Annotated in this window: 37 protein-coding genes; 8 read left to right on the top strand and 29 right to left on the bottom strand. The window is 63.7% G+C overall.

Going from position 1 to position 24,504, the window contains the following annotated elements; genetic code table 11:
* Positions 1-35 precede the first annotated feature (35 nt).
* From DEIPR_RS14245 to DEIPR_RS11605, 28 genes are all read right to left on the bottom strand, one after another.
* Positions 36-185 (bottom strand): hypothetical protein, encoded by a 150-nt coding sequence (locus DEIPR_RS14245; RefSeq protein WP_013615798.1) that lies wholly within the window; start codon positions 183-185, stop codon positions 36-38.
* Positions 182-874 (bottom strand): RES family NAD+ phosphorylase, encoded by a 693-nt coding sequence (locus DEIPR_RS11715; protein WP_013615797.1) that lies wholly within the window; start codon positions 872-874, stop codon positions 182-184. Before DEIPR_RS11715 ends, DEIPR_RS14245 begins: the two co-directional genes overlap by 4 nt.
* Positions 871-1,083 (bottom strand): hypothetical protein, encoded by a 213-nt coding sequence (locus DEIPR_RS11710; RefSeq protein WP_013615796.1) that lies wholly within the window; start codon positions 1,081-1,083, stop codon positions 871-873. Before DEIPR_RS11710 ends, DEIPR_RS11715 begins: the two co-directional genes overlap by 4 nt.
* 32 nt (positions 1,084-1,115) lie before the next feature.
* Positions 1,116-1,346 carry a hypothetical protein gene (locus tag DEIPR_RS14240; protein WP_013615795.1) on the bottom strand — a complete coding sequence of 77 codons (231 nt, stop codon included), beginning with the start codon at positions 1,344-1,346 and terminating at the stop codon, positions 1,116-1,118.
* On the bottom strand, positions 1,343-2,038 hold the full coding sequence (locus DEIPR_RS14820) for a single-stranded DNA-binding protein (RefSeq protein ID WP_013615794.1): 696 nt from the start codon (positions 2,036-2,038) through the stop codon (positions 1,343-1,345). Before DEIPR_RS14820 ends, DEIPR_RS14240 begins: the two co-directional genes overlap by 4 nt.
* 82 nt (positions 2,039-2,120) lie before the next feature.
* Positions 2,121-2,264, bottom strand: a complete 144-nt coding sequence (locus tag DEIPR_RS14235) for a hypothetical protein (RefSeq protein WP_013615793.1) — start codon at positions 2,262-2,264, stop codon at positions 2,121-2,123.
* A 57-nt stretch (positions 2,265-2,321) separates the two neighbouring features.
* Entirely contained in the window at positions 2,322-2,570 is a 249-nt protein-coding gene (locus tag DEIPR_RS11695) for a hypothetical protein (protein ID WP_013615792.1), read from the bottom strand.
* Positions 2,571-2,689: 119 nt separating this feature from the next.
* Positions 2,690-3,472, bottom strand: a complete 783-nt coding sequence (locus tag DEIPR_RS11690; RefSeq protein WP_013615791.1) for a single-stranded DNA-binding protein — start codon at positions 3,470-3,472, stop codon at positions 2,690-2,692.
* 98 nt (positions 3,473-3,570) lie between these two features.
* Positions 3,571-3,900, bottom strand: a complete 330-nt coding sequence (locus DEIPR_RS11685) for a hypothetical protein (RefSeq protein WP_013615790.1) — start codon at positions 3,898-3,900, stop codon at positions 3,571-3,573.
* The gene (locus DEIPR_RS14230; RefSeq protein ID WP_013615789.1) at positions 3,893-4,048 is read right to left on the bottom strand and encodes a hypothetical protein; all 156 of its coding nucleotides are present in this window, start codon (positions 4,046-4,048) and stop codon (positions 3,893-3,895) included. The genes DEIPR_RS11685 and DEIPR_RS14230 overlap by 8 nt, the downstream gene beginning before the upstream one ends.
* 142 nt (positions 4,049-4,190) lie before the next feature.
* On the bottom strand, positions 4,191-4,535 hold the full coding sequence (locus tag DEIPR_RS11680; protein ID WP_013615788.1) for a DUF4326 domain-containing protein: 345 nt from the start codon (positions 4,533-4,535) through the stop codon (positions 4,191-4,193).
* Positions 4,536-4,653: 118 nt separating this feature from the next.
* Positions 4,654-4,896 carry a hypothetical protein gene (locus DEIPR_RS11675; RefSeq protein WP_013615787.1) on the bottom strand — a complete coding sequence of 81 codons (243 nt, stop codon included), beginning with the start codon at positions 4,894-4,896 and terminating at the stop codon, positions 4,654-4,656.
* Between the two features lie 209 nt (positions 4,897-5,105).
* On the bottom strand, positions 5,106-5,390 hold the full coding sequence (locus DEIPR_RS11665) for a CRISPR-associated protein Csx16 (protein ID WP_013615786.1): 285 nt from the start codon (positions 5,388-5,390) through the stop codon (positions 5,106-5,108).
* A gap of 180 nt (positions 5,391-5,570) precedes the next feature.
* The gene (locus DEIPR_RS14010; RefSeq protein WP_148231976.1) at positions 5,571-5,780 is read right to left on the bottom strand and encodes a hypothetical protein; all 210 of its coding nucleotides are present in this window, start codon (positions 5,778-5,780) and stop codon (positions 5,571-5,573) included.
* A 58-nt stretch (positions 5,781-5,838) separates the two neighbouring features.
* Complete coding sequence (locus DEIPR_RS11660) at positions 5,839-6,801, bottom strand: hypothetical protein (RefSeq protein WP_013615784.1); 963 nt, start codon at positions 6,799-6,801, stop codon at positions 5,839-5,841.
* 118 nt (positions 6,802-6,919) lie between these two features.
* Positions 6,920-7,228, bottom strand: coding sequence for a hypothetical protein (locus tag DEIPR_RS11655; protein ID WP_013615783.1), 309 nt, complete (start codon positions 7,226-7,228; stop codon positions 6,920-6,922).
* 59 nt (positions 7,229-7,287) lie between these two features.
* Positions 7,288-7,581, bottom strand: coding sequence for a hypothetical protein (locus DEIPR_RS11650; RefSeq protein WP_013615782.1), 294 nt, complete (start codon positions 7,579-7,581; stop codon positions 7,288-7,290).
* A gap of 97 nt (positions 7,582-7,678) precedes the next feature.
* Positions 7,679-7,981, bottom strand: a complete 303-nt coding sequence (locus tag DEIPR_RS11645) for a hypothetical protein (protein WP_013615781.1) — start codon at positions 7,979-7,981, stop codon at positions 7,679-7,681.
* A gap of 100 nt (positions 7,982-8,081) precedes the next feature.
* Positions 8,082-8,651, bottom strand: coding sequence for a hypothetical protein (locus DEIPR_RS11640; protein ID WP_013615780.1), 570 nt, complete (start codon positions 8,649-8,651; stop codon positions 8,082-8,084).
* Complete coding sequence (locus tag DEIPR_RS11635; RefSeq protein ID WP_041223052.1) at positions 8,648-9,085, bottom strand: hypothetical protein; 438 nt, start codon at positions 9,083-9,085, stop codon at positions 8,648-8,650. Before DEIPR_RS11635 ends, DEIPR_RS11640 begins: the two co-directional genes overlap by 4 nt.
* Before the next feature lie 115 nt (positions 9,086-9,200).
* Positions 9,201-9,554, bottom strand: coding sequence for a hypothetical protein (locus tag DEIPR_RS11630; protein WP_013615778.1), 354 nt, complete (start codon positions 9,552-9,554; stop codon positions 9,201-9,203).
* A 109-nt stretch (positions 9,555-9,663) separates the two neighbouring features.
* Positions 9,664-10,197 (bottom strand): hypothetical protein, encoded by a 534-nt coding sequence (locus tag DEIPR_RS11625; RefSeq protein ID WP_041223051.1) that lies wholly within the window; start codon positions 10,195-10,197, stop codon positions 9,664-9,666.
* 90 nt (positions 10,198-10,287) lie between these two features.
* Positions 10,288-10,647 (bottom strand): hypothetical protein, encoded by a 360-nt coding sequence (locus DEIPR_RS11620; protein ID WP_013615776.1) that lies wholly within the window; start codon positions 10,645-10,647, stop codon positions 10,288-10,290.
* Positions 10,644-10,937 (bottom strand): hypothetical protein, encoded by a 294-nt coding sequence (locus DEIPR_RS11615; RefSeq protein ID WP_013615775.1) that lies wholly within the window; start codon positions 10,935-10,937, stop codon positions 10,644-10,646. Before DEIPR_RS11615 ends, DEIPR_RS11620 begins: the two co-directional genes overlap by 4 nt.
* Before the next feature lie 248 nt (positions 10,938-11,185).
* Positions 11,186-11,353, bottom strand: coding sequence for a hypothetical protein (locus tag DEIPR_RS14225; RefSeq protein WP_013615774.1), 168 nt, complete (start codon positions 11,351-11,353; stop codon positions 11,186-11,188).
* Positions 11,350-11,556 (bottom strand): hypothetical protein, encoded by a 207-nt coding sequence (locus DEIPR_RS11610; protein ID WP_013615773.1) that lies wholly within the window; start codon positions 11,554-11,556, stop codon positions 11,350-11,352. Before DEIPR_RS11610 ends, DEIPR_RS14225 begins: the two co-directional genes overlap by 4 nt.
* Before the next feature lie 272 nt (positions 11,557-11,828).
* Positions 11,829-12,002 carry a hypothetical protein gene (locus tag DEIPR_RS14220; RefSeq protein ID WP_013615772.1) on the bottom strand — a complete coding sequence of 58 codons (174 nt, stop codon included), beginning with the start codon at positions 12,000-12,002 and terminating at the stop codon, positions 11,829-11,831.
* Positions 12,003-12,156: 154 nt separating this feature from the next.
* Entirely contained in the window at positions 12,157-12,582 is a 426-nt protein-coding gene (locus tag DEIPR_RS11605; protein WP_013615771.1) for a hypothetical protein, read from the bottom strand.
* A 1,540-nt stretch (positions 12,583-14,122) separates the two neighbouring features.
* Between DEIPR_RS11605 and DEIPR_RS11600 the strand changes: the two genes are divergently transcribed.
* Together DEIPR_RS11600 and DEIPR_RS11595 are read left to right on the top strand one after the other, a co-directional pair.
* On the top strand, positions 14,123-14,728 hold the full coding sequence (locus DEIPR_RS11600) for a hypothetical protein (protein WP_041223050.1): 606 nt from the start codon (positions 14,123-14,125) through the stop codon (positions 14,726-14,728).
* A gap of 4 nt (positions 14,729-14,732) precedes the next feature.
* The gene (locus DEIPR_RS11595; protein WP_013615770.1) at positions 14,733-15,380 is read left to right on the top strand and encodes a hypothetical protein; all 648 of its coding nucleotides are present in this window, start codon (positions 14,733-14,735) and stop codon (positions 15,378-15,380) included.
* Between the two features lie 3 nt (positions 15,381-15,383).
* Here DEIPR_RS11595 and DEIPR_RS11590 read toward each other — a convergent pair whose 3' ends face one another.
* On the bottom strand, positions 15,384-15,650 hold the full coding sequence (locus DEIPR_RS11590) for a hypothetical protein (protein WP_013615769.1): 267 nt from the start codon (positions 15,648-15,650) through the stop codon (positions 15,384-15,386).
* Positions 15,651-15,736: 86 nt separating this feature from the next.
* On the opposite strand from DEIPR_RS11590, the gene DEIPR_RS14650 reads away from it, so the two are divergent.
* The 6 genes from DEIPR_RS14650 (at position 15,737) to DEIPR_RS11560 (ending at position 24,294) form a co-directional block, all read left to right on the top strand.
* Entirely contained in the window at positions 15,737-16,750 is a 1,014-nt protein-coding gene (locus tag DEIPR_RS14650) for a DNA/RNA non-specific endonuclease (RefSeq protein WP_049775310.1), read from the top strand.
* 50 nt (positions 16,751-16,800) lie between these two features.
* Entirely contained in the window at positions 16,801-18,324 is a 1,524-nt protein-coding gene (locus tag DEIPR_RS11580) for a hypothetical protein (protein ID WP_013615767.1), read from the top strand.
* A 94-nt stretch (positions 18,325-18,418) separates the two neighbouring features.
* Entirely contained in the window at positions 18,419-19,624 is a 1,206-nt protein-coding gene (locus DEIPR_RS11575; protein WP_013615766.1) for a hypothetical protein, read from the top strand.
* 275 nt (positions 19,625-19,899) lie between these two features.
* Positions 19,900-20,442: a hypothetical protein gene (locus DEIPR_RS11570; protein WP_148231975.1), complete on the top strand. Its 543-nt coding sequence runs from the start codon at positions 19,900-19,902 to the stop codon at positions 20,440-20,442.
* Positions 20,443-20,476: 34 nt separating this feature from the next.
* Positions 20,477-20,698: a hypothetical protein gene (locus DEIPR_RS11565; protein ID WP_013615764.1), complete on the top strand. Its 222-nt coding sequence runs from the start codon at positions 20,477-20,479 to the stop codon at positions 20,696-20,698.
* A gap of 71 nt (positions 20,699-20,769) precedes the next feature.
* A complete protein-coding gene (locus DEIPR_RS11560) occupies positions 20,770-24,294 on the top strand; it encodes a class I SAM-dependent DNA methyltransferase (RefSeq protein ID WP_013615763.1) in 3,525 nt (1,174 codons plus the stop codon).
* Positions 24,295-24,504 lie beyond the last annotated feature (210 nt).

The raw sequence follows: 24,504 nt of genomic DNA, 5'->3' as shown, positions 1-24,504 counted from the left end.
ACATAAAAAAAGCCCCCGCGGGGGGGGCTGAACGCTCAGTACGCGTCCCGGATTTCCCGGCGCAGTTTGCTCTTCGCCCGCTTCTCGCTGCGGGGCGTGTGCCGCGCGGCCTTGCGGGTGCGCATCACTGCTTCATTCTGGAAGCCCCAGTTGCCGTAATCCACCTTCTTCTTCTTTTTGCTCATGGGCCTGCTTCCCCCGGTGCTGTGTCCGGGGGAGGGACAGGGACTGGACTGAGGGTGACAGCGACGCTGCCGAACTTCAGGTTCATGGTGACCTGGTCGGTCTGAACCAACTCCAGAGTGGTCAGGAATTCCATGGTTGTTTGCACGTGCTCCGGGACAATCAGGCGAATCTGGTTGTCGTCGTCCATCAGGTCCGGAAACAGCGCCGCATTCCACTCGTTGCCCCGGTAGGCACTGGGATAGCGGATGGCCACGAAGCCGAGGTCATACGCAATGGCCCCGAGTTCCTGAGTGATGACCCGCTGACCAAGCTGCTGGGTGGTGCGCCAGTCTCCGGTAAGCTCCATAAAGCTGGTGCCCAACGCGGAATAATGGCTGTCGTCGGTGAGGTCCAGCACCCGGTTCAGTCTCACCTCCAGCGGCATGATGGCGTGGCTGGGAAAGGCTGGCGTGGTGAACTCGCGCTGATGTTGCCGGGTGGCCTCCAGCATGGCCAGGTCGGGAGCGGACGCTGCGTAGTACACCTCGGCCAGTCCCTTTGCGGTATAGCGGTTATCCGCCCGCAGCCCACCGATGGCGCTCGTCAGGGTGGGCAGGTAGTCCAGGTTGACATAACGGTAAAGGGTTGCCTTCAGCGTACTCGGCTGGCAACCCTTCAAGGCGCGGCGCAAATTTTTGGCCGACTTCATTTACACGCGGCTTCCTTGCGCGTCTGCTTCAAAAAGGCCTCGTAGTTGTCACGGTAGGCCTTGCCGGTTTTGGCGTTGACGATGACCACGCCGCCCCGCTGATTCGTTTCAGAGAACCGTTCCTGGATGCGGCCTGCGCTAAAGCGCCCAGTGATTGCAGATCGGTGCTGCGGGGTCTTTGCCTTGTCTTTGGCTGTTTTCTTGGCCATGACACTCCCTTCCGTTGAGGGGCATGATACCCCTAAAGGTGAGCAGGGGTTGGTGACCCGGTGCTGAACTGGGGTTCATGCTCCTCCAGCTCTTTTTCCAGCTGCCGGCGCTCGGCGTCGTGCACCCCATAGGTGTCTGAGAACTGCAGCGCCCGCAGGTGTTCCAGGCGCTGCTGCTTGCGCTGGCGTTCCTGGGCGGTCACAGGGCTGGCAGTCACAGGGCTGGCAGTCACAGGGCTGGCAGTCACAGGGCTGGCAGTCACAGGGCCACCACCGCGGTGCGGGCTTCGCCCTTGGTGAAGTAACGGGGTTGGCCCTGAATCACGGAGCGGTCGGTCTTGAGCAGGATGCTGACCGTGACGCCCCCGCCCTGCTTGCCCGAGCGGGCAATGGCGTTCTCGCCCCACATTTCGCACTTGATGAGGTGGCCTTCTTGTTCCCCCTGGCTTCCGGTGCGGTTGCTGGCGACAGTGAACTCGGTGACGGGACCGTACTGGGTGGAACGCGTCTCCGGGTCCTTGAGCAACCGGCCTGAAATGTGGAACTCGTTCATGGCGTCGAGCAGAAGCAGGCGGCCTTGTTCGTCCTGCATGGCCTGTGCGCCCTGCAGCCGCGTGAAGCTCAGGCCACGGGCAATGAGTTTGCTGCGGTTCTGGCCGCTGTCCTTGTCCACCCACCGTTCCTGCTCGATGCGGGCGTTGTTCACGAGCACGGCTTCGCCGACCTCCAGGCTCAGGGCGGCTTTCGCGGCTTTGCCGAACAGTTTGACCTGCTCGAAGAACTTGACGTCCTTCGAGCCGGGGCGCTTGGTGATGCCGCCCAGGGTCAGGGTGACGACGTCCTCGCCATGTTGCTGAGTGCGAATCACGCACCCAGAGATCATTCCCTGGTTCATGTCATAGTTCGTGTGGCGGGCGTTGGTGGCGGTCTGGGTCGGGGTCTGGTGCTGGGTCATGATCAGTTCTCCTTATGAAGTGAAGTGGTGCTTTCCCCGCCCAGGTGCTTGTTCTGGGCAAGGGAGTCGGCTGAGCCGTGGTCTATTCGTTTACCTTCGACCAGTCGGCGTGGGTGTACGCCCATCCGGTGAGGATCAGGGCGGCGAAGGAGCCGAAGATTTTCAGGCCCATCAGGGCGACTTCGGCTCGGTTATTGATAATCAGCTCATTCAGGGTCTGTTCCATGCCCTGCTTCTCCCCAGGTGTTTTTTCCTGGGGAGGGATGCTACCGGGGGGCGGGAATCAGGAGTTCAGCAGCTGCACGGTCAGGTCTGCGGCCAGGTGCTGTGCTTGTTCCTGGGTGAGGGTGACGGTATCGTCGCCGCTGGTGACGGTGACCCGCTCCTGGGTATTGCTGATTTCCAGGTTGCCGGGCAGCGGCATGTATGTCCATCCGGGATTGGACAGTGCGAGGACCATGACGCCCAGCTCATGGGTGCTGCCCTGGGCTTGGATGTGGCCGGCGGTGACGGACTGATTCAGAAGTTTCATATCGCTCCGTTTCCCGGTGCTGTGTCCGGGGAGGGTTCAGCGGCGCGGGGGGAGGGCGGGGGACTGACCGGGCCGGACATAAAAAAAGCCCCCGCAGTGGGGGGCCCTGGGTGCAGGGGTCAGAACGGCATGTCTTCGTCGCTGGGCGCTGCGCCTTCTGCACCCTGGCTGGCTGCGCTCCGCACCACTTCCGGCCTCGCGCTGCCGCTGGGCTTGCTGTCAGCAGGCTTGCTGAAGCGCTGCAGCACCTGCAGGTCACAGGCCTCCACCTTCTGGGTGTTGCGCTTGTTGCCTTCCTTGTCGGTCCAGGAGTCGTTCACCAGCGCGCCCTCGATGTAGACGGGGGTTCCTTTGCGCATGCTTTCAGCCCGCTCGGCCAGCTCGCGCCACACGGTGACGGTCACCCAGTGGGTCTTTTCCTGACGCTCACCGTCCTTGTCCGTCCAGGACTCGGTGACGGCCAGGCGCAGGTCGGCGACCGCGCCCTTGTCGGTCTGGCGCACTTCGGCGTCCTGGCCCAGGTGGCCGCTCAGCTGCACCAGGTTGCGCCCGCCTTTCATCCGCAGGCCGCCGCTCTGGTCCTGCTCGGTTTCGAAGTTGCCGCTGAGTTTCTGGACGTTCATGCCCTTGATTCTCAGGGCCGAGCGCTTTTCGCCGCCCTCGGTTTCCCAGGAGTTCTGTTCCAGGGTGCCTTCGACCAGCACCGCGTCACCCTGTGCCAGGCCGGCGCTCTGGATGCTGGCCACGCGCTTGCCCAGCACGTTGACGCGGCCGTAGAAGGGGAAGCTCTTGTCTCCTTCGCGGCGCTCACCGCCCACGGTCATCTCCAGGATGTCCAGGCCGTTGTTATTGCGGAATTCGGGGCTGCGGGTGATGGTTCCAATGAGAGTTACTTTGTTCATGGTGTTCTCCTTTAAGCCCGTTTCAGGCTTACCTTTTTCCTTCCCCGGTGTTTTTTCCGGGGGAGGGTATCTTCAGCATGCGTGCGAATCTGGTTGGTTCAGGCCTGCAGGCGGCTGGCACCGGTCTGTGCGCTTGTGCTCTGAGCCAACGCTTCCACGCTGTGGTGGTGACACTGCTGCAGGGCGCGCAGCTGCTCAGCGCAGCGCCTGAGTTCCGGAAAGCGGGCGGCCTCGTTGAGGGCCAGCCGGGCGAGCCCATCGACCTCGGCGGTGGTGACCTGAGGTGCGCGGCCCAGGACGTACTCCATGGCTTCCGTGCGGACCTGCGTGCCGGTTTTCAGGTCCAGCTGGTCCACGGTCATGCTCAGGGCCTGGACGTAGCGTGCGCCGGTCCGGGGGGACTCGCGGGTGGTGGGCAGCTCAAACATGCTTCCACTCCTGGTACTTGTCCGTGCGGCGTTCTTCGTAGCTGCGCCGGGGCTGTGCCGGTCGGCCTTGCCGTTTTGGAGCGCTGCGGCTGATCCGTTTGCGGGTGGTGCGGATGCGGTCATTCGTGCGGGTGGCGTTTCGTTTCATGCCCCTGTCATCACCACGCGGGAGGGCCGCCCGTGTGGTGAGGGACACCCCTGCCCCCGCCCGCCTCACCATTGGGGGAGCAAGCCCGGCACCAGAACACAGAAGGAGGCGCGGGGATGGACTGGCGGCCCAGCATCCGGCCCTACATCCGGCCAGCGAACCCCACCACGTCCGCCTGGATGGCCTCACAGTGGCACGGTTTTGGGCTGCACCAGCAGGCCAGCGCCAAGTTCTCGCCTGCGTGGTACCGCCGTGCCAGCGCGAGCACGGTGCGCCGCTCGTGGGTGTCCGTGCGGCAGCGTTTCCGCAAGTGGGGCAGGTACGCTGCCGCCGCTTCTCCCTGGGTGTAGCCCTGGCCGACTTTGAGCGGATTGCCCAGTCCTGCGGCTTCCATGCCGTGCGGGGCGCGGCCCCGTCCGCAGTAGATGCCGCTCCAGCCCTCTTCGCCCTTCCAGTGCCGTACATTCACGATTTTGATGTTTGACATGGACGCTGCTCCTCCTGGGGCACCCTGGCACCCCAGGAGAGGGAAGACGTGCGGGGGCGGGCTGGCGACTGGCCGGACTGGGCATAAAAAAAGGGGGCCACGTCGGGCCCCGGTGGGTTCAGTGGTGGGTGAAGGCCACCTTCAGGGCGGCCTCGCTGATGGAGGCGGGCACCTCTACCGCCAGGCCTTTGAAGTCATACCAGAAGCCGCGCTCCTCGTGGTAGCGCAGGGCGACCTGGCCCGGCTGGGCGAGGACGATGCGCTCGCGTTCGCCCTGCATATCACAGGTAATCTCCAGCGTGGTCTCGCCGCTGGAATAGATGTACGTTCTGAAATCCTGCCCCTGAAATTCAAAGTTCATGCTGCTTGTTTTGCCCCGGCGCTTTTCCGGGGCGAGGGTTCTTCAGGGGTTCATTCTTCAGGGATTCAGGGAGGACGTGCGGGGACTGATCGGGCGGGGCATAAAAAAAAGGGAGCAGCCTGAACCCAGGCGGCTCCCTGCAGGGGCGCTCAGGCGGGCCGTCACCCACGGCGGCGCTGAGCTGGGTGTGTGGGACCATGTGTGGAGCGTCAGACTTCCGTGACCCGGAAGGTTCTGATGCCGCTGTGCCAGCGCCGGGTTTCCTCGGCGCTCAGTTCGCGGCCCCGCTCGCTGGCAGGCAAGTGTCCCATCTCGACGACGGTGACCTGCGCGGCCAGGGCGGCCAGGTGCAGGGGCAGCACGCCGATGACGTGCTTGCCGCGCACATCCTCTTCCGAGGCGTGCGCCTGCACCCGTTCAGAGCCGTCCAGCAGTCCCTCCTCGCGGAGAAACTCCAGCAGGCCCTGGTGCCGGGTAATAACGATTTTTTCCACGCTGTCCCTCCTTTCCGGGTGAGTGTGGTATCTGCTTCTCTTCTGCCCCGGTGCTTTTCCGGGGCGAGGGTTCTTCAGGGGTTCATTCTCCAGGGATTCAGGGGAAGTATGCGGACTGACCGGGCCGGGCATAAAAAAAGGCCCCCCGCACCCGTTTCAGGTGGGGGGGCAGGCCAGAGCTCAGCTCAGGAAGTACGCCCGGTCCTTGGCGCGGTGCATGGCCCGGACCTCTTCCCTGGTCTTGCCGATGAACTCCTGAGGCGAGTAGCTGACCTCGTCCGGGTAGAATTCCAGCACCACAGCAGTGCTGCCGTCCTCGAAGGTGGCCTCCACCCGGCCCATATCGAGGAAGCTTTGACGGGGGGGGATGGTTGCTGATTTGATTTTCATGCCCCTTCTTCTGCCCCGGTGCTCTCTTCCGGGGCGAGGGAGAGGGGAGCGGGCAGGTTCAGAAGGGGAGATCGTCCGGGTCTGTCTCGCCCCCGTGGGTGACCGTGACCGGCGATTGCGAGAGCCGCTGGCGTTCCTGCCGCTCCCGTTCCTGCCGCTCCTGTTCCTGCCGCTGGCGTTCCTGGATGGCCTCCTCGCGGCTGACCCGGTGAAGGACGTGCTGGAGGTACAGGTTCTCCCGGTAAAAGCTGCTGGGCACGCCGTCCGGAATGGCTGCGTCTTTCAGGGTGCCATTCTGGGCCGCCTGAATCAGTGCGTCCAGCGCCGCGTGCGAAAGTCGCCAGCCGTACATCTCCAGGGCGTCCGGCTGCGGTGTGAGGGTGATGCCGTACGTCTGCTCGTCGGCCCTGAGTTCCTCGTCGGTCATGCTGAACAGCGCCCAGCTTTCCTGATCGTGAGGACTCAGGAAGGTGGCCAGCCAGTGCGTGCCCGCGTACAGCTCGTCCGAGCCGCCCTCCCAATCGGCCTCGCGCTCAGTGAACCACAGTACGGTTTCCCGGCCGTCCGCTTCCACGCGGCTCGCCCGCAGCAGCCAGGCCATGAAGTGGTACCTCCAGCGGCGCATCCAGGAGCTGTGCACGGTGAAGCCGGCTTCCGCAAGCCAGCGGTACAGCCGCGCCATGTGACCTTCGCCCTCGCTGCCCAGCAGATCCACCGGCCGGTTCAGAGGCATGACGGTGTCCAGGGCCATGGCTTCATCCTGAGCGTACTCCAGGTTGAAGCTGCCCCCCCGGCCGTGAATGATCAGGCCGTCGGCTGTGAAGCGTTCCTCGCGGTCCTCACTCCGCAGGACGATGTGCTCCCCTTCCGCGCTCACGGAGATGGGGCGCTCATTGTCCTGGCTGTGTGGGACGGTCCAGGTGTTGTGGTGCTGTGCGGCGTCCCGCAGCCGCTTCAGTGCGGCGTCCAGGGGGCTGGGCAGGGCGAGTGGGGCAGGGGCCGTATTGGTGACATTGTTCATGCTTCTTCTCTTGCCGGGGTGTCCCTCCCCGGCGAGGGAGGGCAAGAGGCTGGGCGGGGGGGCGACTGACCGGGCCAGACATAAAAAAAGGCTTCCCTGTGCGGGAAGCCGGGGACCGTTACGGCTGTATGACGGCGAGCTGCGCCTGCCTTCCAGCGGGCAGCTGAGGCCGGGCAGTGACGGGGGGGCCGCTGTCGAAGTGCTGGGCCGTGCAGCGCTGTTTGGTCTCGCGGCCCACCTCGGTGACCTGGGTGACGTCCCCAGGGGCCTGCGCTTCACCGGACGCGCGGAAGGTCAGCGTGGTGAGCGTGTAGCCGCTGCAGTCCAGCGGGGCACTGGGACTGTCGGCGCCGGGTGTGGAGCCGGGGGCAGCCAGGGCGCAGGAGGTGGAGAGGGCGAGTACGGCAGCAATCAACATGTGTTTCATGCCCCGTCCTGCGCCCCGGCGGTTTTCCGGGGCGAGGGGGGGGCTGTCAGGCCAGCGTTTCAGACGGGTGCCTGTAAAGTTTCCCACTGCAGCGGATGAATCCGGGCCACTCGGTCCGTGTCTTTCGGCAGCAGCTCCCACTGAACCTGGATGCAGCGGTGCTGTGCGCCCTCGCCGGAGAGTTCTTCGAGCACCGTGCCAGGCTCTACGCGCAGCCCCTGGGCCTGGGCGTCCATGAAGGCGGCCTTCAGGTCCTCGCCCTGGACATTGCCGGTGAGGCGGTAGTCCTGTGGGAACTGGAGCTGCTGGCAGTTGGGCAGGGTCACGGTGGGCTCATAGATGGCGTAGTTCATACCCCTCCTGCTGCCGGGGTGCTGTTCCCCGGCGAGGGAGCGTAGGGACTGACCGGGGCAGACATAAAAAAAGGCCCCCACCTGGGGGGGCACAAGCTCAGGAGGCCCGCAGTTCTGCGAGCAGGGCGTCCATCTGCCGGTCCAGCTCGGCCATGTTTGCGTCCCAGAGGATCTCGCCGAGGCGGCTCCAGGCAAACAGCTCGTCCTGGCTGTCCAGCAGCTCACGCTGCTGACGCAGGTAACCCAGAGCGCCTTCCGCCGGCAAACTGGCGGCGATGGACCGCAGCGTGCCCGCCGCGACGACCATTTCCTGGCGGATACGGCTGTACTGCTCCCGACTCTCCTTGTCCAGTTCGGCGGCGGCGGTTTTCAGTGTGCTGCGGATGTCGTTCGTGTTCATGTCTCTTCTTCTGCCGGGGTGCTGTTCCCCCGGCGAGGGAGCGTGGGACTACCGGGCCGGACATAAAAAAAGGCCCCCACGTGGGGGACTGGGAAGGGCCTTACGCGTCCGCGGGTTCTGCCGGGATGTCCTGAGCCTCGCTGCACTGTTTCAGGCGCAGCGCCAGCTCCGGGTCCAGCAGTTCTACCAGCCGGAGGGTGGCTTCCTCTTCGTCGTAGCAGATGTCCGCCTGCCAGCGGCTGAGGACCAGCTCGTCTTCTTCAGACAGGTCTGCGCCGCTGGCCACTTCTGCCATGTGCTGTCTCTCGTACCCGCTGGCAGCCCGGCACAGGGCCGTGCCCTGAACATCGCCCCGCTCGGACTGTGTCTGCCAGCGATGGTCCAGTCTGCGTAAGGCCGCGTTCTTGTCCTGTTCTTCTACGAAGCCGACCAGGTCGGACACGCCAGGCAACTGGGGGGCAGCAGGCAGGGGAGCGTCCGTGCAGGCCCGCAGGTACTGCAGGTCCACACCTGCTGAGTGAAAGCCGCACGCCAGCAGCTGGTGCAGCGCGCCCCGGTATCCGCTGCGCTGCCGGGCCAGGGCGGCGTGCCGCTCCATCAGGGCGAAGCACTGGTCGGGAAAGGTGGGGGCAGGCGCGCTCAGGTCACGGGCAACGGAAGTGCCGCTCACTCCAGATACTCCCGCATCTCGCTGGCCGTGTAGAGTCCGTCCGGCAAGGCGGCCAGCAGGCGGTCCACCCGCGCCTGTTCTTCCGGGTCCACCTCCAGCCCCTCAAAGTGGGCGCAGGGCTCACACAGGTTTTCGCCCGGCTGCGAGTGGCCCTGGCACTGCGCGTGCATCCCTTCGCAGTTGCGGCCGACCGTCCGGGTGATGAGGTACACCAGCGCGGAGATGTCCCTCAGGTCCAGCGTGACCCGGCCGCCCAGGGTGACGCAGTCCGGGCCGGCCTTCACGGACAGCTCGCCGGGCAGGTCGCCCTGGGAGACGGTGGCCGGGAAGTCCAGCTCGTCCGCGAGGTCGCGCAGCTGCTGCTGGGTGCCGGTGACGGTGAGGTCCTGCAGCTGCAGGGTCAGGCTGCCGTCCTTGTTCTGGGTGATGTTCATGCCCCTATCCTTGCCGGGGTTCTGTTCCCCGGCGAGGGGGAAGTGGGGACTGGCCGGGCCCGGCATAAAAAAAGCCCCTGCACGGGGGGCAGGGGAGCACAGCCGCGCCCGTCCGTCAGGGCAGCAGGTCTGAAGGGTCGGGGTTCAGAACGGCGGACAACCAGAGGAAGGGACCCTCGGTCACCTCCAGGAGAATCTCGCGCACGGGGGTGGGCCGCTCGCTGCTGTACCCGGCCCCAAGTTCGTACAGCCGGGACAGGGCGTCCTGCGGTCCGGCGCTGGCGAGCAGGGCTTCGCTCTCGCGGATGGCCGTGTCCAGTTGCTGGCGTGCCGCCGGGAAGTGCGGGATCAGTTCGTCCGGGTAGAAGTGCGACGTCCGGATGTGCTCGCACGACGACTCGAAGCTCTGGCGCAGACTGGTGTGCAGCTGCTCGATGAGGGCACGGGTCGGGCTCAGTTGAATGTCCATGTCCCTCCCTGCTGCCGGGGTGTCTTTCTCCCGGCGAGGGGGAAGCGGGGCGACTGACCGGGTCCGAGGTAAAAAAAGCCCCCCGGCTCTGGGGGGGCTGTGGGGGCGGTCAGGGCAGGCTGGGGGAGAGCAAGTCCAGTATTTCTTCCGCGCCCATGTCCAGGTTGTTGAACGCCCGGACAGCAGTTGCGAGTCGTTCGATGTGTTCCGGTTCTGCTGAGTACCAGTTGCAATCGCCCATTTCCGGACACCATCCCATTCCCGGTGGACACAACCGGACAGACGCGGCCACCGGGTAGGCGTCCATCAGTTTGGCAGCCGAGACCGTTCCCCCAGTCTGTGTGTGGGTGTTCCGCAGGTGTTCCAGTGTCTGTGGTGTGTGAACCCTGATTTCCGTGTAGCCCTGTGGGTCGATCTGAAAGCTGATTCCTCCTTCGTCCCGCGTCCAGATGATGATCGCCTCAGGGCATAGCTCGGCAGTGACCCCTGCCATCAGGCAGGTGAGACGGGTCTGAGCTATGGTCTGTGACGTGTGGCGTTCTCGCTCCTCGGTGCCAGTTTCGGGAATCGCCGCGGCGGCAGTGGCGATGACGGCAGCGACGGTGGCAGTCACTGTGATGTCGGTCAGTGTCATGTCGTCCATACCCCTCCCTGCTGCCGGGGGTGAGGGCGCTCCGGACGGCGAAGCCGGGAGGAGCATCTTGCCCTCATGTTTCCCCGGCGAGGGAGTCAGTCAGCCCACGGCTTCGTCCCAGCACGCCTGGATTACATCCTCCAGGTCTGCTTCGGCCAGCGGGAGTTCCCTGGGCACGGCGTGGTACCGCAGGAACTTCTCCACGGGGTCCCCGGTCCACGCTGCGAACCCCGTTAAGCTGAACTGCATCACGGTGCCCGCTTGGTCATCCACCAGGGTGACGTCCGTGCCCCGGCGCAGGGCCAGGTAGGTGAGGACACTGCGGCGCTCCTGACCGTCACGGATCAGGTAGGCCTCCTGATAGCCGAAAGGCCCTGCCGCCCGGCGGGTGTCGGTCATGACGTGGCCGCTGTGCACCAGCTGGGCGGCCGCTTCCGCGAACACCTCGGCCCGGCTCATGCCTCTCCCCGTGTCAGCACTTCCCACCCGGCGTCCAGGCAGCGCAGGGTGACGGGGCCCTGCAGACCACCTTCCTCCACCAGCACGCCGCCGACCGAGAAGCTGGCCTCGCCCTCTGGCATCAGGCAGCCGGGGCGGCCGTGTTGCAGCAGGGCGAATGTGCGGCGCAGGTCCGGGGCCTGGATGCGGGTGACCTCGCGGTACTGCTCGGGGAAGGCGAGGCTGCGGGGCTCGCGCATGCCCTGGAAGCACAGCTCGCGGGTGGCCGGAACGTAAACGATGTAGTTCATGCCCCTCCGTGTGCTCCGGCCAGGGATGGCCGGGGCGAGGGGGCAGTCTGTTTCCCGCGGGGCCCAGCCCCACGGGAAGGGGTTCTCGCACCTGACCCCCGTTGCGATCAGAGATACACCTGCCCCCCTTGCCTCATCTGGGGGAGCAGGCCCAGCCGGGAGGGCAAAGAAGAAGCCGGGGACTGGCAGGCCGGGGGACTGACCGCCCCCGACATAAAAAAAGGGGAGCGCTGTGGCTCCCTGGGGGGTCAGGTGTCGTTGGCTTGCCTGCGTCGGTCGCACTCTTCCAGCTCGCCGTAGGCTCTGGCCAGGTCGTCCCCGGCCCATTGCCGTTCGGCGGAACCCACTTCAGCGGCCTGGATGCGCTGCTCGATTTCTGCAATCCATTTCCGGATGCGCTGACGTTCCTCGTTCACGAGGAGCGGTCCTGGCCGAACATGAAGTAGCCCAGCATCATCAGGCCGATGAGGGCCAGCGGGCTTCCAGTGATGCTGCTGACCAGACTGGCGATCAGTCCGAAGGCGGCGGTCACCAGAGCGAACAGCAGCAACGAGAGGAGCAGGCCCGTGAGGATGGTTCCAAGGCTGCAGGCGGTCAGCTGGTTCAGCAATTTGTTCATGTCGCTTCTCCCCCTGGCGTGCTGTTTCGCCAGGGAGGGGCCTGCTGCTTGACTGCCCCCTGCAGTCCCCGCTCGCAGGTCCAGCCCCACGGGAAGCGGTTCTCGCACCCGACCCCCATTGCGCTCAGAGATCCACCCTCCCCCCTTGCCTCATCTGGGGGAGCAGGCCCAGCCGGGAGGGCAAAGAAGAAGTGGGCCGGGCTGGCGACTGGCCGGGCGGGACATAAAAAAAGGGGAGCGCTGTGGCTCCCTGGCGAAAACAGCTGCAACGGTCAGGCCGGCCCAACGTCGAGGCCGGACAGTTCCTTCGCCACCTCCTGGTTGAGGCGGCGGCGAGCGTCGCGCCGCGTCCGGCGCTTGAGGTGCTGGCGGCCCACGGACGGACCTTTGCCGCGGCGAATCCGGTAGTCAACGTAGGCCCAGCCATGGAGTTTGGGATACTTCATGTCCCTTCTTCTGCCCCGGTGCTTGTTCCGGGGCGAGGGTTCTTCCGGAGCTCAGAGATCCACCCGCCCACCTTGTCCCATCTGGGGACTGGCTGGCTGGCGACTGGCCGGGCGGGAGATAAAAAAAGGGGAGAGCCGCACGGCCCTCCCCTCCTTACGGCGTGCAGGGGACGCCGTAGCAGCGGGACACCTGAGTGCCGTCGCACGCGCCACTGTCATCGTGGCTGGCGACGACGACTGCCCCAGGCGCATCTGCAGGGCAGACGGTGTAGAAGCCGTCGGAGCGGGCGACCACCGTGCCGTACGGCGTGGATGCGTCCGCGTCTGCCGCGTCCACAGCCCCCGCGTAGCGAGCGACGTGGGGGCCCACCACCTGGGCCACGGCGTCGGTCCGGCCCTGCACATCCTCGTGCAAGGCCACCACATCGCGGGGGGTGCCCGAGGCCACCACTGCGGCCACGGTGTCAGGGGTGACGCTGTGGCACACGCCATCAGCGTCGTAGAAGACGCACTCGCCATTCTCAAAGGTGGTGAAGAATCCGCCGGCGAAGGCGGTATCCACGTTGGTGTCTTTGTTCATATCCCTTCTTCTGCCCCGGTGCTTGTTCCGGGGCGAGGGTTCTTCCGGAGCTCAGAGATCCACCCGCCCACCTTGTCCCATCTGGGGGGAGCAGGCCCAGCCGGGAGGGCAAAGAAGAAGTGGACTGGCTGGCTGGGGACTGGCTGGCTGGGGACTGGCTGGCTGGGGACTGGCCGGGCGGGACATAAAAAAAGGGGAAGGCCGCACGGCCCTCCCGCTTCACTGCGCTGTGGCAGTGGCCCTGGGGCGGTCATGCACCCTGGGACGTCTTCTCTCTTGCGGTGGAGAAGCGTGGGCCGCCCGTGGCCCCCCGGCTGGTTCTGCCGCGCCCCTCCCCGCCCGGTCCAGCCGCAGGCGGGGAGGGGTGGAGGTGTGGCCCTGCCCCAGGGCCGCCTCCGGACAGGGGCAGTGATGCAGTGATGCAGTGCTGCATCAGCCCCGTGAGGTGGGTCTTGTCGCCGGCAACCTTCACCGGCGATGCCCTGTGGTGCGCCCCGGTGCTTTGGCCGGGGCGAGGGAACGACAAGGGAGCAGGGCAGGCGGGGGACTGGCCGGAGCTGGGGACTGGCAGGCCGGGGGACTGACCGCCCCCGACATAAAAAAAGGGGAGCACCGCGCCCGGTCCTCCCGCTTCACCGCGCGTCCACGGTGGCCCAAGGTTGCGTGGTCCTTCAGGTCTTCCACCTTCTTCTCGGCGAGGTGGCGTGGCCCCCTTGGGCCGCCGGCGGGTCCTGCGGTACAGCTTCTGACCCGGACCTGCAGGTGGTCAGAAGAGGGGAAGGCTGAAGTGGAGTGGTCCGCCTGCGGACCGCACTCCGGAGCACCTTCAGCAGGCGTGCATGCCTGGGTGTCCTGCGTATCCCGGGGGTTACCCGGTTGGGGCTTGCGGCATCAGGCTTGGGCGGTGACTCCCTTGCCTGCTGCTGGTTCTTTCATCGCTCCAGTGCAGTTCTGGAGCGAGGGATGCAGTGCTGTGTGCCAGCGGCTGTTATCGCTTCATATCTCCACCTGCCCTTTCCGGAATCAAGATGGTCCTCTGACGCCCGCCTGCAGGGTGGGCGAGGGGGAAGCGGGACGGGCGGCAGGCAGGCAGGCTTCCCGCGGGCAAATCCGCCAGAGGCTGCGGCTGGGGCCGGGCAGGGGGGTTCTGAGAGGATTCTGAGTGGTTTTGGGATGATGTGACCTGTTCTACATTGTGAGCTGAGGTTATTTTGGGGTATCTGAAGGGCTTCCGAGCTGTCTGGGCGGGTGTGGATGGGTGATTGGGCGGGGGGGTGGAAGAAGGGGGACGTTTAGTTTCTGTAAAAACCTGAAGTCCAAAAATGCCCCTGGTCCGCCCTGGCGACCGCCTTCCCAGATGAGACTGGGATGAAGGCTGGAAGTGCAGCGAAAAATGCCGTGTTTATCATTTTCGTCAATAACCTGTCGGCGGGTATTTTCTGCCGATTTTTATTCCGCCGTTAAAGTAGCGCGGTTTTGTGGCCGAATCGTTTCTAAAATGGTCAGATAACTGTAACGGGAAGTCGGCTATATTTTTCCGGTGACCATCCTGTCTCTGCCAATCCCGGAAGGGCCGCACACCATCAAGCTGCTGGAGCGTTACCTGCAGGCGCTGACGCTGCATCAGGAAGGGCCGACCGCGCCCAGTTTTGTGCGAAGTGAGCGCACGCTTCTTCGTCTGGCCCATCAGCTTTCCGCCCTTTCGCGCACGCCCCTTCACCGTATCAGCGGCAGGACCAACAAGCGCTTGAGCCTGAGCGCAGAACAGTTCGAGATGCTGGCGCGGGTCATCGTCCGTCAGGAGACTGAAGGTCACAGTTACGACGACCTGCTGCGGGAGGAACTGGGGCTGACGACTTCTTTCGGGGAGCGGGAGTCGGTGGCCGATATGGCCGTTTCGGGTGCCCAGGCTGTGGAAGTGATCGAGCGGCTGGAAGGGACGGTCGAGGCGCTGATGGACCTGGTGGCCATTCAGGGCAACCAGATGGAGCAGCTGCAGCGGTACGTGTACCACCTGACCAGCCTGATGGAAAAGACCCTGAACGATCCGGAACTGGTCGCGGCAAGCAGGAGAGAATTTCTATCCGAGGAGGACGCTCCCAAAACGGACCCGGTGCTGAACCAACCAGATTCGCACTCACCATAAGGGCATGACACAGAACGCTTCTGCTGGTCTCACTGCCGAAACCCTGATGACCGAGACGGGACTGTCCGCTGCAGCCGTGCGGCGTGCGCTGAAGGCTTATGACGCGGCGTTTGGCTTGGAGCATCCTACCCAGGATGGAGAGCTCCATCTGACGCCTGCCGAATATGACGTGCTGCGCCGCGCCCTGCAGCTGACGGGTGGCTATGCCCCTGGCCTGAAGCTGTGGTTCGGTGAGCAGCAAGCTCTGGCCCTGTCTACCCAGCCGGTGGCTTCCCCCCGGGAGGTTCAGCAACTCAGCCAGCTGTATCAGCAGGTCGAAAGTTACCGGGCGCGTCCTCCGGAAGAACCGGCCCAGACGCTCCGGGCACTACTTGACCAGGCACAGGCACTGGGATGGAGTGGATTCTGGGAGATGGGCCGCCTCCAGGGGGCCGCACTCTTCGTCCTGGGAGTCCTGCGTTTCGAGGATGGACAGCGGGCTAAGGTCTCCATGCAGACGCCGCTGTCCGGGGCCGAAGCGTTGGTGCTGAGCCGTGGGGTGTGCGCCTTATTGCAGCGCGTCAGAACTCAGCCTGGAAGTGGGCAGGCCTGGTCCTGGAATGAAGTCTTGCTGGAAGAAGTTGAGCGCATTCTCAAAGACCTGACCGAGTAGGGTTCAGGCTTCAGACAGGGTGCTTGCTTCTTCAGCAGGCCCCTCTTCTTCTGTCTTGATGTGGTCCATGTCCACCTGATACTCGCGGCCTTCCAGGGTGGCGGTCCAGCGGGTGTCCTGATGTTCCCAGACCAGTAGCTGCTCAGTTTCTCTGGCGAAGCTGCGCCGGGCCTCGGCGGCCGAAGCGAACTCCCGCAGCTCGACTGCGCCGGTCTCCATATCGATGATGCGGGCGGTGGTGGGAGTGTCGGTTTCGCTGGCGCTGGTCATACCTTCAGCGTACCTGCTGCCGTCCCACCTTGCCGGTCTGCTCAGGTGTGGTCTTGCCAGTCGGGACAAACCGATATGCTGAACGGGTGCGCTCCTCTGTTCTCCTGCTTCTGACCGGCACAGCGCTGCTGCTGGCTCCTTCAGCCCAGGCCCAGCCTGCCGGCTGCCTGACCTCGCCGGCTCGCCTCACCGACACCTATAAGGGTGAGCGACTGTTCAGCCTCTGCACTGCTGATATGCAGGTCCGGTACTCCCTGACTGACCGCATCCCTCGCCTGGTCGCCGAAGTGCTCACGCCAGCGAAGTTAAGCGGTACTGTGCCCAGAGAAGACAACTTCAGAGCCGATGACCGTCTGCCCCTCAACGCCCGTGCCGATATAAACGACTACCGGGGCAGCGGGTATGACCGGGGCCACTTGGCGCCTGCAGCGGACTTCAAATACTCGGCTACCGCAATGGACAACTCCTTCCTGCTGAGCAACATTGCGCCCCAGGAACCCACTTTCAATCAGCAGGCCTGGAACGGCCTGGAGGACGCCACCCGTGCCTGTGCCAAGCAGACCGGCAGCCTGACCGTATTGACCGGCACCCTAGGGAAGTCGGGCAGCCTGAACGGCAGGAACCGGGTCACCATCCCCAGCAGCTTCTTCAAAATGTGGACTGATGGCAACGACTACAGGCTGTGGGTGATGCCCAACATCGCCCTGGGTAAGCTGAGTGGTGCCCAGTACGGCCAGTACGAGGTCAGCATCAAGGACCTGCAGAGTTTCTGGCCGGAGTTCTCCGTGGGCTTGCCGCTGAACGCCTCGGCGCCGGGCAAGCTCTGCGCTGGGGCGATCCCTCTGCGACGTGCTCAGGCACCGGTCCAGGCTCAGCCAGCTGCAGCGCCACGTCCGGCCCCTGTTCCAACTCCCAAACCTGCTGCCCAGCCGGCGCCTGCCCCCCGCCCGCGTCCTGCCACTCCTGCGCCGGCTCCCAGCAACGTCTACTACGCCAACTGCTCGGCGGCCCGTGCTGCTGGTGCGGCACCGCTGCGGCGTGGGCAGCCGGGATACCGTCCGGCCATGGATAGAGACGGGGACGGAGTGGCCTGCGAGTGAGGCCGGAAGCGCAGTTGTTCGCCTTCAGTTGCTGGTCGTTCGGGGACTGAATGGGCAAGTTGCATCCCTACGTCTGGGAACTCTACGAAGGGACACCGGGTGGGCAGGCGATGCTGGACTACTTCAGCAGGCTTCCTACCGAGTACCGTACGTCTGGCCTTTACCTCGAAGTGCTCAACGGGGCCGATCACCTTGAAGAGGCGATAGAGGCAGGCTCACCTATGGTCCCGCCTGCACCGGATGTTCTCAACTTTATAGAAGGCGTCAAAGCTTTTGCACAGGCGCAGCCTGCTTCTTCTCCTGAGCAGGCCCGTGAGCTTCTGCACGCTCTGGTTTCAGAAGATGGCCCCTCCTTTCTGGTCGCAGGTGAAGCGTTTCAGTTGGATGAGTATCTGGCGCTGGACAACCTCCACCTCATTTCTCTGGCCCTCCATCTGGCCCATCCTGACGTCTTCGTGCCTTACGGCTTTCAGGACAACTACTGGGGTGTTGACCAGATGGCCCGCGAATTTGCTATCGCTCTGCCGCCCATTCCGCCGAAGCGAGACTTCAAAGCTCGCTGGCTCTACTTCTCCGATTACAGCCAAGCCTTCCAGAATTTCCGCATAGAGCACGGCATGAGCCTGCCTGAGCTGCTGGCGTTCATGAATGACTTTGCACCGCTATACCTGACCCGGGCGGATGAAACGCTTCCGGAACCGCTGAATGCCTGGCTTCTGATTGGGAACAGCGAAGAGGATGGGGCCAAGGGGCACATGGACTATCTCATTGAGCAGGGGGATCAGGGCCGGGCGGCCTGGCAGGGGAACCTCAACATGCGCCGGGGGGATGTGGTGCTGATGTACCTCTACTCTCCTTTGAAGCAGCTCTACGCGCTGGGCCGGGTAGTGGAGGACGGTTATCTGTCTCCCTTCTTCCATTACAAGCAGGCAGTACAGGTCGGTCACTTTCAGCGGGTACCGCCGCTCAGCTACCGGGAACTGTCCAGCGGGCCAGTAATGTCGCGCAGCGGTCTGGTGGCCCGGCGCATGCAGGGAGCCAGTGGGGCCTTGCTCACCCGTGAGGAGTACCAGGAACTGATGGACGCCCTCATAGGGAGGGGACTGGACCCGGCACAGGTTCCAGGGTTACCTGTCCTGCCGAGCGCCAGGCTGGAGCAACTGGGAAGTGAGCGCGATGTGGAACTCCAGCTGGTCGAGCCACTGCTAGAACGCCTGGGCCTGACAGACGAGGATTGGGTGCGGCAGCTGCCGGTGCGGATGGGCCGGGGTGAGCGGAACTACCCCGATTATGTGCTGGGAGTGACAGGCGACTTTCCAGAGCAGCGGGTGCAGGCGTTGATTGAGGTGAAGTACCGCACCCCCCATGAGCGGGATTGGAAGGAAGCGTTCTGGCAGGCCAAGTCCTATGCACTGCGTCTTCAGGCAAAGGCGTTAGTGGTGGCCTCTGCGGATGGGTTGCGGGTCTACCAGCGGCGTCAGAGTAATTTTGTCTGGGAACAGGGCTGGGCCCTGACCTGGGAAGAGGTCTTAGAGGCGCAGGTGATGACGCAGCTGAGGCGTGTGCTGACGTGAGAGATCAATGGCGTCCTATTTCTATGGTGCCTTGTCTGGGCAGAGTGGCCTCACCTTTGGTCGGACCGTGGGGCTGAGAATTCTATACTGAGCTGTGCGAGAAAAGCCGCTCAAGGCTGAGCCTTTAGACCTGCCACTGACTTTCAAAACCACTCCTATTGCTTTGGCCAAGTTCGGCGCTCCTCTCCTGCAGGCAGGGGATTACTGCGCCATTGAAGACAGGGTATATAGCGCCCATCAGCTGTGCCATGGTTGCGGTAAACCGAAGAAAGCCAAGAGGCTCATTGCCGTAAAGGACTTGGTGACCTCGGAGATCCTGGAGATCGGCCTAGACTGTATGAGAGATCTCTACGGGGTGACCGACGGATATATCGAGGGACACTCGAAAACGGTTCGCAAGCAGAGGTTGAAGCTGCTTAACCGTCTGCAGCTGAACTCACAGGCACTTTCTACAGAAGGGATGATTGATCTGGTCCGTGAACTGCTTGTGCAGGTGGTTCCTGTTCCAGGTCGTTTTACCGGCCAGCTGAATGATCTTAAGGAGAGGTGGGCTTCCTTGAGCGATGCAGATGAGGAGATGCTCGCAGACCTCCGTTTTCTGGGTCTCTTCTGCAAAGAGTGGGAAGACGAACCCAAACGCGCTGAGCGGCGCTGGGAGGCTCTTGCTCAGCACCCCATGTTTTACGGGACAGCCAGAGAGAAGCAGGTCCAAGAGTTATGTCAAGTCGTCCTGGCTGATCGCATGTCTACAGATGTCCAGCAGGTGTTCATGGCGAACCGCCTGTTGCAGGAGGCCGCCACATATAAGCAGAAGGCAGTACGGTTGGCTGTGCCAGAAGCGTACCCTGACCGCGAGAAGTACCTCAAAGCAATGCGAGACGCCGTATCTGAGGAAAACGGAAATCCTGTTTCTGAGCAGCGCCTAGAGTCCGCTGCGTGCCACGGGTTCAAACCCACGGACCACGTCGGGACAGCCCGGGGCAGTCGGGCACTCTACGCGTCTGTCGTCATCAATAAGGATTGCGTCATTGGGTACGAAGATGCGATTGAATCCTGCGCGTCTTATCAACGCAGTGGCTATGAGTTGGTATCAAACACAAGTCAGCCATTTATCTTGCGAGAGCGGGGGCGGGCCATTTACGAATTCGACGAGGACACTGGCAAACGTGAATTTGCAGGTTATGAGCAGGACCGCGATGTTGAGTGCCTAAGGATCACCTGGGCAGTGGCTGAACCCTATACCATCACCCATGCTCTCTGGCACCGACACGGCCGGACAGGTCTGGAAACCTATCTATGAACCATGTCAGTGCCAAGACCCGTTATTCCAGCTGGATGAGGCATTACCCAAATGCAGACTTTTGGGATCCGTGGCATATGGCGCTGTTGGCTCACACACAACAGACACCCCCAGCGCCGGTCACTCTGATGGAACAGCTGTATGACCCCCGCGTAGGGCGGAACAATCCAGCGGCCCAATTGCTGCTCCGCTTTGAGGGAACGACTCGCTTGGGAAGCCTGCCAGCCGCGACTACGTTGAGAAAGACTGTGCCAGTCAGTTTGCTGCAGGACTGCTTGACTGCACCTGTCTCAGCTCTGGGAGAGTTTTGGGGCAACCTGTCGGGCCATCACGTCAAACATACTTCGCCGAGCGAGAAACCTCATTTGGAAGCTTGCGGGCGAGCCCTACTTGGGGAGTTCAGGGAGAGGAACGCTGATCCAGATTTGCTCCCACCCGGTTTTTTGCCCCAGCATATTCTTAATCAAGATGACTACGCTGCACTGGGCAGGCTCATCCTGTTTATGTCACTTCTTCCAGGTGTGGGGTTCAACTTCCTTCTTGACTCCTCGCGTTCCGATTACCAGCCTTACGGAGCACTGAATTTGAACATCATCGTGCCCAATGGATTCTTAGGGAAGCATGGAGAGTCTGGAGACCGGGAGATCGTTCTGGGGCTTCATTTGGCTATCGCCGAGCGAGTGTCTATGGGCCGAAGTGATGCTTATGTTCCTATCCTGAGTCAGGACGTCTTTTTCAGTACGCTCTATGCTCCTGACGCTGCTCAGTCCAGTCGCCTGCGTGGGCATGGGCGCGCGAGCACGGTTGTACTTCTCTGATACGCTAGGATACTCAGCAGAAAGGCTGTTCCTTATGGATGAGACTCAGAAGAAAATGCAGGAGATTGATGATGCTGTTGTGCAAAGTGCGGCACTGGTGCATCGTCGCCGTCATCCGGCTGTGTCTCAGCAAGAGGGAATGGGGCGGGACATGCTTTTATTGATGCTTGCTGCCCCCGATGGTCGGTACCACGGTGAACCCCAGAAGGGTGTGCATGTGGTGGTTTCGGACGATATCGCGGAGCTCTTCAGATAGGGTGCCGTTGACTGAATAGGGCTGTGCCCATTTCGCCCGACAGCACAGCGGATTCTCGCTAAGCTGGGAGAGTGAACCCCGCCGAACTCATCGCCCGCTGGAAAGACACCGGCGGCAGCGAACGTGCCAACTACACCGGCTTCCTGATTGACCTCTGCGACGTCCTGGGGGTTCCCCGGCCCGAAGGCAGCCGCGTGGACGTGACGCAGAACGCTTACGTCTTCGAGCGTGATGTGACCGAGCACCACCCAGACGGCAGTGTCAGCCACCGGCGCATCGACCTCTACCGCAGAGGCTCCTTCGTCCTGGAAGCCAAGCAGGGTGTCGAAGAAGAAGCCGAGCAGGAAGCCTCCATTCTGGGCAAGAAGAAGCCAGTCAAGAAAGGCCACGGCAAGCGCGGCACCAAAGGCTGGGACGGGTTCATGCTGCGTGCCCGCGAGCAGGCCCAGCAGTATGTGGGCTTCCTCCCCGCTGAGGAAGGCCGGCCCCCCTTCCTGCTGGTCACGGACGTGGGCCACGCCATCGAGGTCTACGCAGAATTCACCCGCACCGGCGGCGCGTACCGCCCGTTCCCGTCTGCAGGCAAGCACCGCATCATGCTTCAGGACCTCGAAAAGCCGGAAGTCCGCGAGCTACTCCGCACCATCTGGCTGGACCCGATGAGCCTGGACCCCAGCGCCAAAGCCGCCCAGGTGACGGCTGAGATTGCCCGGCTGCTCGCGCAGGCTTCCCGGCAAATGGAAGGGCGACCCGACAAGGACGGAACCCCCCTGACTGCCGAGCGGGTCAGCGCTTACCTGATGCGGATGATCTTCACCATGTTCGCCGAGGACGTGGAGCTGCTTCCCCCCGGCAAGTTCACTGGGTTGCTGGAGGAGCTGCAATCTGACCCGCAGACCTTCAGCGGGGTGCTGGAAGAGCTGTGGCAGAAGATGGCCCACGGCGGAGTGAGCGCGGGCCTGCGCAGCACCATCCGGCACTTCAACGGTGGTCTGTTCGAGGACGCGGAAGTGTTGCCAGTCACGGGAGAGGAACTCCGCTTGTTCCGGGAAGCGGCGAGCTACGACTGGTCCCAGGTGGAACCCAGCATCTTCGGCACGCTGGTCGAGCGGGCGCTGAACAAGGATGAGCGGCACAAGCTGGGCGCACACTACACCCCCCGCGCTTACGTCGAGCGGCTGGTGACCCGCACGGTCATGGAGCCGCTGCGCCGGGACTGGGCCAGTGTGCAGGCCGCCGTGCAGCGCCGACTGGATGACGCTCTGGAGAAAGACGACAAGGGACAGCAGAAAGCCCGCGAGGCCGCCCGCAAGGAGGTGGCACGCTTTCTGGCCAGCTTGCAGGACCTGCGGGTTCTGGACCCCGCTTGCGGGACCGGCAACTTCCTGTATGTGAGCATGGAGCTGCTTAAAGGGCTGGAAGCGGAAGTGGTTCATACCCTGGAAGACCTGGGCGGGGTCGCTCCCCTGATTGGGATTAGCCCCCGGCAGTTCCTCGGCATCGAACTCAACCCCAGGGCGGCGCGGGTGGCAGACCTGGTGCTGTGGATTGGGTACCTCCAGCTGTACGCCCGTGAGCATGGCAAGGCGAACCCGCCGCCTGAGCCGATCCTGCAGGCGTACCACAACATCGAAAACCGGGACGCGGTTCTGGACTTCGCAGCGACAGAACCCCGGCTGAACAAGCAAGGTGAACCTGTGCAGCGCTGGGATGGCCGCACCACCCTCAAGGACCCGGTGACAGGCCGTGAGGTGCCGGACCCGGCGGCGCTGGTGCAGGACGTGACCTACCTGCAGCCGAAGAAGGCGAGCTGGCCCAGGGCGGACTTCATCGTGGGGAACCCGCCCTTTATTGGAGCCGGGCCGATGCGGCTGGCGTTGGGGGACGGGTACACCGAGACGATTCGCAAGCTGTATAAGGACGTGCCTGCTTCAGCGGACTTCGTGATGTTCTGGTGGCACAAGGCCGCAGAGACGCTGGCGTATGCGCAGGGCAAGTCCGGGGAAAAGAATGCCTTACGGCGCTTTGGGTTCGTGACGACGAACTCGGTCAAGCAGACGTTCAACAGGAGAGTCCTTGAAGGCTTCATAGGTCCAGGGAAGAACCTGAGTCTGGCGTACGCGGTGCCGGACCATCCCTGGGTAGACGCGGCGGACGGGGCGGCGGTACGGATTGCTATGACCGTGGTCCAGCCGGGGAGAAGTCCTGGGGTGCTGGACGTGGTGGTGGATGACGGGGCGGAAGTAGACGGGGCCTACGAGGTGGAGACGGTGGCCCGCACAGGCATGATTCATCCGGACCTGACGGTGGGAGCAGATGTGGCGGGGGCGGTGCCGCTGAAGGCGATGGAAGGGCTGAGCAACACTGGCGTGAAGCTCCACGGCTCCGGCTTTATCGTGCCCCCGACTGCGGAGCCTGACCCTGGGACGGGGCTGACTCCGCCCAATGCAGCGGACTTGGGCCTGGGCCGGTTGCCCGGTCTGGAGCGGCACATCCGCGAGTACCGCAACGGCCGTGACCTGACGGCGCGGCCCAGGGGAGTGATGGTGATTGACCTGTTCGGCCTGAGCGCCCAGGAGGTGCAGGAGCGGTACCCGGAGGTCTATCAGCATGTGCGGCTGACGGTGAAGCCCGAGCGGGACGCTAACAATGAGAAATATCGCCGAGAGAACTGGTGGCTGTTTGGACGCAAGAACACTGAGTTACGTAGTGCCCTGGCGGGCCTTCCCCGCTACATCGCCACGGTCGAAACGTCCAAGCACCGCTTCTTCCAGTTCTTGGGTGCGGAGGTGTTGCCGGACAACAAGCTGGTAGCGATTGCCAGTGATGATGCCTACGTCCTTGGAGTGCTCTCCAGCCGTTTCCATGTGGCCTGGGCGCTGGCGCAGGGGAGCCGTTTGGGAGTTGGCAACGACCCGGTCTACGTCAAGTCCCGCTGCTTTGAAACCTTCCCTTTCCCCAGTGCCACGCCGGAGCAGCAGCAAGCCATCCGTGAAAAGGCGGAAGCGCTGGACCTTCACCGGAAGCGGCAGCTGGCGCGGCACCCGAAGCTGACCATGACGGACATGTACAACGCGCTGGAGGCCCTACGCCGGGGCGAAGTGCTGGAAGGCAAGCTGCGCAAAGCTCACGACGACGGCTTGGTCACCATCTTGAAAGACCTGCATGATGAACTGGACGCCCTGGTGGCGGCCGCTTATGGCTGGCCGACAGACTTGGCCGAAGCGGATGTGCTGGCGGCGCTGGCAGACCTGAACGTCCAGCGAGCTGCAGAGGAGGAAGCCGGGCTGGTGCGCTGGCTGCGTCCGGAGTACCAGAACCCAACTGGTAAGGTCGCCGGCACCCAGGGGCTGGGCCTGGACGTGCAGACCCACCTTCCCGCTGTGGAGAGGATGCCCTGGCCAGGAGAAATGCCGGAGCAGTTCAGTGCGGTGCGCGAGTACCTGCTGGCGGCCGGGCAGCCGCTGACCTTGAAGGAAGTGGCCTCTGCGTTCAGAGGGGCAACGCCGCAGAAGGTCAGTCCTTTGCTGGAAACCCTGGTTGGCCTGAGCCTGGCTCGGGTGGAGCAGGGGGCAGAAGTGCGGTTCAGGGTGTAGTCCTTCTGGCAGGGTTCTGATGTCTTGGTTCAAGAAATTCCACCTGAATATTCGAGTCCCTGAACGCCTCCCGCACGTCCGCCGGGAGATCCCCCAGGGACCGCGCCCGTGCTGGGACTGCGCCCAACCGTTCTAGGGCCAGCCCTGCGCCCTGGGCCAGCCGTGAGCGCACTTCATCCAGGCTCGTGCCCACCGCTGACACCTGCAGCT

This window comes from Deinococcus proteolyticus MRP, assembly GCF_000190555.1.
GTDB classification, from domain to species: domain Bacteria; phylum Deinococcota; class Deinococci; order Deinococcales; family Deinococcaceae; genus Deinococcus; species Deinococcus proteolyticus.
This window is presented reverse-complemented; position numbering and strand designations above follow the sequence as displayed.